The 7,436-nt window shown below is 71.0% G+C and carries 7 protein-coding genes; 6 read left to right on the top strand and 1 reads right to left on the bottom strand.

Translation table 11 applies throughout. The features are described 5' to 3' along the window. Positions 1-71 precede the first annotated feature (71 nt). Positions 72-899: an ABC transporter permease gene (locus tag ACHFGS_RS08975; RefSeq protein WP_394289385.1), complete on the top strand. Its 828-nt coding sequence runs from the start codon at positions 72-74 to the stop codon at positions 897-899. A gap of 8 nt (positions 900-907) precedes the next feature. Beyond that, entirely contained in the window at positions 908-1,717 is an 810-nt protein-coding gene (locus ACHFGS_RS08970) for an ABC transporter permease (protein WP_196324924.1), read from the top strand. A gap of 34 nt (positions 1,718-1,751) precedes the next feature. Here ACHFGS_RS08970 and ACHFGS_RS08965 read toward each other — a convergent pair whose 3' ends face one another. Continuing rightward, complete coding sequence (locus ACHFGS_RS08965) at positions 1,752-3,275, bottom strand: PucR family transcriptional regulator (protein WP_394289384.1); 1,524 nt, start codon at positions 3,273-3,275, stop codon at positions 1,752-1,754. A 94-nt stretch (positions 3,276-3,369) separates the two neighbouring features. Between ACHFGS_RS08965 and gabT the strand changes: the two genes are divergently transcribed. The 4 genes from gabT to ACHFGS_RS08945 all read left to right on the top strand — a co-directional run. Next, positions 3,370-4,728 (top strand): 4-aminobutyrate--2-oxoglutarate transaminase, encoded by a 1,359-nt coding sequence (gene gabT, locus ACHFGS_RS08960; protein ID WP_394280091.1) that lies wholly within the window; start codon positions 3,370-3,372, stop codon positions 4,726-4,728. Between the two features lie 38 nt (positions 4,729-4,766). Then, on the top strand, positions 4,767-6,125 hold the full coding sequence (locus ACHFGS_RS08955; protein ID WP_394280092.1) for a flavin monoamine oxidase family protein: 1,359 nt from the start codon (positions 4,767-4,769) through the stop codon (positions 6,123-6,125). After that, positions 6,122-7,009, top strand: coding sequence for a universal stress protein (locus tag ACHFGS_RS08950; protein WP_394289383.1), 888 nt, complete (start codon positions 6,122-6,124; stop codon positions 7,007-7,009). Before ACHFGS_RS08955 ends, ACHFGS_RS08950 begins: the two co-directional genes overlap by 4 nt. After that, on the top strand, positions 7,006-7,436 hold a 431-nt coding region (locus ACHFGS_RS08945), incomplete at its 3' end, for an amino acid permease (RefSeq protein WP_394289382.1). The genes ACHFGS_RS08950 and ACHFGS_RS08945, both read left to right, overlap by 4 nt.

Genomic DNA, 7,436 nt, shown 5'->3' with positions numbered 1-7,436 from the left:
GCACTCTCGGCGCCGCCACCACCCCCGGGTCCGTCCGGACCCGCCTGACACACCTTCCGAAGGGAACGCACATGAAGCGTCGCGCGCAGCTGGCGGGACTCCTCGCCCTGCCGATGCTCTGGCTCGTCGGCATCTACATCTTCTCGCTGGTCATGCTGCTCATCACGGCGTTCTGGACCACCGACCCCTTCACCTCGAAGGTCAAGCCGGGCTTCACCTTCGACAACTTCGAGCAGCTCGTGGCGAATCCGAGCTACTCGGCCATCGCCCTGCGGACCCTCGGCATCGCGCTCGCGGTCACCGTTCTCAGCGTCCTCATCTCCGTTCCCCTCGGCATCTTCATGGCGAAGATTGCGAAGCCGTGGCTTCGCGCGCTCCTCGCCGTGGCGATCACGCTGCCGCTGTGGGCCGGCTACCTCGTGAAGATCCTCGCGATGCGCGTGACCTTCACCGAGGAGGGCTTCTTCAACTCCGTCTTCGCGCCGTTCGGGATTTCCGGCCCCGGCTTCAGCCAGACCACCGTGATCCTGACCCTGACGTATCTGTGGCTGCCGTACATGGCCGTCCCCGTCTACACCGCGATCCGGCAGCTGCCGCCGAACCTGTTCGACGCCGCCGCCGACCTCGGCGCGGGAGCCTGGCGCACCATCCGCACCGTGGTCCTGCCGCTCATCAAGCCCGCCATCATCGCCGGGTCGGTGTTCACCTTCTCGCTCAGCCTGGGTGACTACATCGCCGCGAAGTTCGTCGGCGGCTCCACGCAGATGATCGGCAGCGTCATCGCCTCGAACATCAACCTCAACCCGCCGATCGCCGCCGCCTTCGCGGTGGTCCCGATCGCCTTCGTCGTCATCTACCTGCTGAGCGTGCAGCGCACCGGCGCGCTCGAGCGGATGTAGGAGGAACCGTGCTGCGCCTCTCCCGCCCCGCGAAGGTCGTCCTCGGCGTCATCGTCGCCGTCGTCCTCCTCTTCATGTACGTGCCGCTCGGTCTCGTCGTGCTGAACTCCTTCAATCAGGCCCGCATCGCGAGCTGGCCGATCCGCTCGTTCTCGCTCGACTGGTGGGGCAAGGCCTTCACGAGCGAGCCGATCCGCGCGGCCCTGTGGAACTCCGTCGTCGTGGGCCTCGGCGCCACCGTCATCGCGCTCATCCTCGGAACGCTCGTCGCTTTCGCGCTCCAGCGGTTCTCGTTCTTCGGCAAGCAGACGGTCAACCTGCTCGTCGTCCTGCCGATCGCCCTCCCGGGCGTCGTGACCGGTGTCGCCCTGAACAACACGTTCAACCAGGTGCTCGAACCCATCGGCATCCAGGTCGGCTACTTCGGGATGATCATCGCGCACGCCACGTTCTGCATCGTCATGGTGTTCAACAACGTGTTCGCTCGGCTGCGCCGCATGAGTCCGAACGTCGAGGAGGCCTCACGCGACCTCGGTGCGACGCCGTGGCAGACGTTCCGGCTGATCACCTTCCCGCAGTTCCGGTCGGCGTTCATCGCGGGCGGCATCCTCGCCTTCGCGCTCTCCTTCGACGAGGTCGTCGTCACGATCTTCACGGCCCCCGCCGGCATCGACACGCTTCCGCTGTGGATGATGAACCAGATGGCCCGCCCCAACGAGGCCAGCATGGTCAACGTCGTCGCGACCGTCGTCATCCTGTTCTCGCTGCTGCCCGTGTGGGCCTCGCAGCGTTTGAGCCGCGAGGTCGACGAGCGCTGAGGGCCGGCGATAGGGACGAGCGCTAGGCGCGGGGCTAGCCCAGCGCCTGGAACGCGGCCCACAGTTCGGCGCGCACCGCGAACGACCCGAGGTCGCGACCGAGGAGGCGTTCGGCGGCCTGCAGGCGGGTGCGCACGGTGTGCCGGTGCACGCCGAGGGCCGCGGCGGCCCTCTCGTGCGATCCGTCCGCATCCAGCCACGCGCGCACGGTGTCGACCAGCCCCGACCCGTGCGCGTCATCGTGCGCCGTGAGCGGGCCGACCAGCGCCCGGGCGAGCGCGCGTGCCTCGTTCGTCAGGAGGGTCGACAGGATGCCGGTGTCCTCCAGCTCCGCGAAGCGTGTGACTCCCCGGCCGCCACGGTCCCGCGCGACGCGCGCGTCGTCGAGCGCTGCGGCGAACCCGTCGTATCCGGTGGGGGAGGAGATGCCGAGGGTGAGTTCGTACCGTGTGGCGAGGTCGTCGAGGGCGTCTTCCTGTGCCGCCGGCACCGCGATCACCACACCGTCGTCGCCGCGGGCGTAGAACAGTGCGCCGTGCCGCTCCTCCGCGCGGAGCTCGAGGAGCTCCAGCAGCGAATCCGATCGCGCCGCGGCGGCGTCGGTGAGCCCGACGACGAGGGGAGCGGACGGCAGCGGGCCCCACACGTCCCGCGAGATGCGGCGCGCCAGGGCCGGGTCGCCTGTGCGCAGCGACTGCAGCATCCCCGAGCGGAGCGCCCCGCGGGCCCGGCCGAGGCGCTGATGCTGCTCGAGGGCGAGCCCCGCCATCGCGATCACCGACGTGACGACGTCGCGGCCCTCGCGGTCGAGGTCGCCGGCCGCGATCGCGACGACGCCGCGCAGCCGACCGCCGCGCCCGAGCGTCTGGAGCGTGACGGGCGAGCCGCCCACCCGCAGCGCCGATCCCGCGCGGGCGCCGCGCCGCAGCACGGCGCCGACCTCGGCGTGCAGCTCGCGGTGCGTGTCGGCGCCCAGGGCGTCGGCGGGGTGCTCGCGGACCAGTTCACCGGCCGCGTCGTACATGCCCACCCACGTGTCGAGCTGTCGGGCGAGCTCGGCGATCGTCGCACCGAGGCCGTCGGGCCGCAGCGCCGCGAGCGAGATCGCGCGCTGCGCCGACAGCGCCCAGCTGCGCCGACTGTATGCGCGCGCGGCGACCGCCTCGGCGTTGGCCCGCGCGACCGCGATGAACGGGGTGTCGTACGGCACCTCGAACAGCGGCATCCGCTCGCCGCGGCACGCCCGCAGGAGCCCGTCCGGGATGCCGGATCGCGCCACCTCGGTGCCGAAGCCGAGCCCGGCGACACCGCGGGCGACGAGGCGTCTGACGTACGCATCGAAGCCGCTCTCGGCCTCGAACTGGGTCCCGGTGGTCAGCAGGAGGAGGTCCTCGCCGAGGAAGGGCGTCGGGTCGACGAGGTCGGAGCTGTGCACCCAGCGGATGGGCCGGTCGAGCGCCCCGGCACCCAGGTCCGCCTCGTCGGAGGCGAGGCGCAGGCGCAGCTCGCTGCGCTCCAGCAGAGCGCGCAGAGTGGGTTCGGGATCGAGGACGGCCACGGAATCCGATCGGTATACACAGCGGCGAGCAGTCGCTCCAGGATATACGTCATGGCGAGTCGCCGACCAGCCGCCGCCGTCCTACGCTCAGCCCATGACCACCGCGCCTGCGACCCAGACCATTCCCCTCGGCGGCCCCACCCTTCCCCAGGAGCGTCGCGTCACGACCGCGATCCCCGGGCCCCGCTCGCAGGAGATCCTCGACCGCAAGGCGTCGGCCGTCGCGGCCGGCGTCGGACACACCGTCCCGATCGCGGCCGTCGCCGCCGGTGGCGGTGTCGTCGTCGACGCCGACGGCAACTCGCTCATCGACCTCGGCTCCGGCATCGCCGTCACGACGGTCGGCGTCGCACACCCCAAGGTCGTCGAGGCGATCGCCGCGCAGGCCGCGCAGCTGACCCACACGTGCTTCATGATCTCGCCGTACGAGTCGTACGTCGCCGTCGCCGAGGCCCTCAACCGTCTCACACCCGGCGACCACGAGAAGAAGAGCGCGCTGTTCAACTCGGGCGCCGAGGCCGTCGAGAACGCCGTCAAGATCGCACGCAAGCACACCGGCCGCCAGGCCGTCGTCGCGTTCGACCACGCCTACCACGGCCGCACCAACCTGACGATGGGCCTCACCGCCAAGGCCATGCCCTACAAGAGCGGCTTCGGCCCGTTCGCGTCTGAGATCTACCGCGTCGGCGCCTCCTACCCCTTCCGCGACAGGCTCAGCGGAGCGGATGCCGCGGCCAAGGCGATCTCGTCGATCGAGAAGCAGATCGGCGCCGACAACCTGGCCGCCGTCATCATCGAGCCCATCCAGGGCGAGGGTGGCTTCATCGTCCCCGCCGACGGATTCCTCTCCGCGATCGCGCAGTGGTGCCGTGACAACGGCGTCGTCTTCATCGCCGACGAGGTGCAGTCCGGCTTCGCCCGCACCGGCGCGATGTTCGCGAGCGAGCTGTTCGGCGTCGTCCCCGACCTCGTCACCACCGCGAAGGGCATTGCCGGCGGGATGCCGCTGGCCGCCGTCACCGGTCGCGCCGACATCATGGACTCGGCCCACGCCGGCGGCCTCGGCGGCACATACGGCGGCAACCCCGTCGCGTGCGCGGCCGCCCTCGCCGCGATCGACGCGTTCGAGAACGACGGCCTCATCGAGCGCGCGCAGCAGATCGAGGAGCTCCTCCTCACGCGCCTGCGCGCCATGGCAGAGGCCGACCCGCGCATCGGCGACGTCCGCGGACGCGGCGCCATGATCGCCGCCGAGTTCGTCGACCCGGCCACCGGCGCCCCGGACGCCGCGCTCACGTCGGCCGTCGCGAAGGCGGCCATCGCCGATGGCGTCATCGTCCTCACCTGCGGCACCTACGGCAACGTGATCCGCTTCCTGCCGCCGCTGTCGATCAGCGACGAGCTGCTCAGCGAGGGCCTCGACGTCGTGGCATCCGCTCTGCAGGCCAACTGACCGCTCCGGCCCTACCCCCGCACGCGAAGGAGACAGGCATGACCGAGATCACCCGTGATGTCGTGATCGTGGGAGCCGGCGCCGCCGGTCTCACGGCGGCGAACGAACTCCGAAAGGCCGGCCTGTCGGTCGCCGTGCTCGAGGCGCGCGACCGCGTCGGCGGGCGCCTCTGGACCGACGTCATCGACGGCGCGATGCTCGAGATCGGCGGGCAGTGGGTCTCGCCCGATCAGGACGCGCTCATCGAGACGGTCGCGGACCTGGGTCTGGAGACGTACAGTCGCTACCGCGAGGGCGACAGCGTCTACGTCGGACCCGACGGCACCGTCTCGCGGTTCACGGGGGAGATGTTCCCGGTCAGCCCCGAGACCGAGCGCGTGATCGATGAGATCACCCACCGCCTCGACGCCATGGTCGCCGAGATCGACCCCGACCGGCCGTGGGAGCACCCGAACGCCGCCGAGTGGGACACCGTCTCGTGGGACGCCTGGCTGCGCGCGCAGACCGACGATGACGAGGCGGTCCGCAATCTCGCCTTCGCGACCGGCTCGGCGATGCTCACCAAGCCCACGCACTCGTTCTCGCTGCTGCAGTCGCTGCTCATGGCCGCGAGCGCCGGGAGCTACTCGAACCTCGTCGACGCCGACTTCATCCTCGACAAGCGCGTCGTCGGGGGCCTGCAGCAGGTTCCGCTGCTGCTGGCCGAGCGACTCGGCGAGGACGTCTTCCTGGGGCAGCCGGTGCGCACGCTGGAATGGTCGGATGCCGGTGTCACCGCCGTCGCCGACGGCCTCACCGTCCGCGCCCGCAGCGCCGTGCTGGCCCTGGCGCCGGTGCTCTACAACCGGATTTCGTTCGTCCCGCCGCTCCCGCGGCTGCAGCACCAGATGCACCAGCACATCTCGATGGGCTTCGTCATCAAGGTGCACGCCGTCTACGAGACCCCGTTCTGGCGCGAAAAGGGCCTGTCGGGCACCGCATTCAGCCCGTACGAGCTCTGCCACGAGGCGTACGACAACACCAATCACGGCGACGAGCGCGGCACCCTGGTCGGCTTCGTCTCCGACCGCAACGCCGACGACCTCTTCCGCCTGAGCGCCGAGGAGCGCAAGGAGAAGATCCTCGAATCGCTCTCCCACTACTACGGCCCCGAGGCGAAGGACCCCGTCGTCTACTACGAGAGCGACTGGGGGTCGGAGGAGTGGACCCGCGGCGCGTACGCGGCGAGCTTCGACATGGGCGGCCTGCACCGCTACGGGGCGGACCTGCGCACCCCCGTCGGCCCCATCCACTTCGCGTGCAGCGACATGGCCGGCGCCGGCTACCAGCACGTCGACGGCGCGATCCGGATGGGACGCCTGGCCGCGCAGAACATCCTCGAGGGGATCCGGTCGTGACCGGTCGCATCGTCGTCGGCTACACCGCGACGAAGGCGGGCCATGACGCGGTCGCTGTCGCGTCCGGTCTCGCCGCGGCATCCGGGTCCGAACTCGACATCGTGCTGGTGCTGCCCGCCGAGGGTCGGAGCGTCATCACGCCGCCCGACGCGTCGTACGACCGCTACCTGCTGAACGAGGCCGAGCGGTGGCTCGCCGAGGCGGCGGCCGCCGTGCCCGCGGGCGTCCCGCACCGGGAGCACGCCCGGTACGCCGACTCGTTCGCCGAGGGGCTCATCGCGGCCGCCGGCGAGTTCGGCGCCTCGCACATCGTGGTCGGCGCCGCCGACGGCGCCTCGCGCGGCCGCCACCGGCTCGGCTCCACGACGAACGGCCTGCTGCACTCGTCGGACGTCCCCGTCGTGCTCGTCCCCAAGGGTGCCCGCAAGCGGGTGACGGATGCCGGGGTGCCCCGGCTCACGGTCGCGATCGGCACCCGCGCGGGCGCCGACGCGCTCCTGGACGAGGCGATCTTCCTGGCGGGCTCCACCGGTGCGTCGCTGCGCCTCGTGTCGCTCGTCACGGTCGACCTGCCGGCATCCGTCGACACCGGCGTCATCCGCCTGGCAAGCGCCGCCCACGCCGACGAGGTGCTCGCCGCCATTCAGCAGCGCGTTCCCGACGGCATCCCGGTCGAAGTCCTCACCGCGCGCGGCTCGGACATCGACGACGCCGTCGCGAACCTCGACTGGCTGCCGGGAGAGCTGATCCTCGTCGGATCCAGCCGCCTCGCGCAGCCGCGCCGGCTGTTCCTCGGCTCCACCGCCGCGAAGCTGCTGCACCAGATTCCGGTGTCCATGATCGTCGTGCCCCGCACGCGCACCTCCGAAGGAACAGAGCGATGAGCCAGAACACCGCGCAGAAGGGAGGCCTCTCGCAGAAGGGCCTCAGCGCCGGGACGGTCGGCCTGATCGGCGCCGTCGTCATCGGCATCTCCTGCATCGCGCCCGCCTACACCTTCACCGCCGCGATCGGCCCGACCGCCTCGACGGTCGGCGCGCAGATCCCCGCCGTGATCCTCATCGGCTTCCTGCCGATGCTGCTCGTCGCCTTCGGCTACCGCGAGCTCAACAACCGCATGCCGGATGCCGGGACCTCCTTCACGTGGGCGGCGCGCGCGTTCGGGCCGTGGATCGGGTGGATGGCGGGCTGGGGGCTCGTCGTCGCCACGATCCTCGTGCTGTCCAACCTCGCCGGCGTGGCCGTGGAGTTCCTCTTCCTGCTGATCTCGCAGATCACCGGGAACCCCGACATCGCGAATCTGGCGAGAGC

The organism is Microbacterium sp. (genome assembly GCF_043427715.1).
Taxonomy (GTDB): domain Bacteria; phylum Actinomycetota; class Actinomycetes; order Actinomycetales; family Microbacteriaceae; genus Microbacterium.
The sequence above is the reverse complement of the archived record's forward strand: the minus strand, read 5'-3'. Positions and strand labels throughout refer to the sequence as shown.

What these genes read in the sequence shown, in the direction of transcription:
- ACHFGS_RS08975 (WP_394289385.1), top strand. Translation starts at nt 72, where the DNA reads ATGAAGCGTCGCGCGCAGCTGGCGGGACTCCTCGCCCTGCCGATGCTC.
- ACHFGS_RS08955 (WP_394280092.1), top strand. Translation starts at nt 4,767, where the DNA reads ATGACCGAGATCACCCGTGATGTCGTGATCGTGGGAGCCGGCGCCGCC.
- gabT (WP_394280091.1), top strand. Translation starts at nt 3,370, where the DNA reads ATGACCACCGCGCCTGCGACCCAGACCATTCCCCTCGGCGGCCCCACC.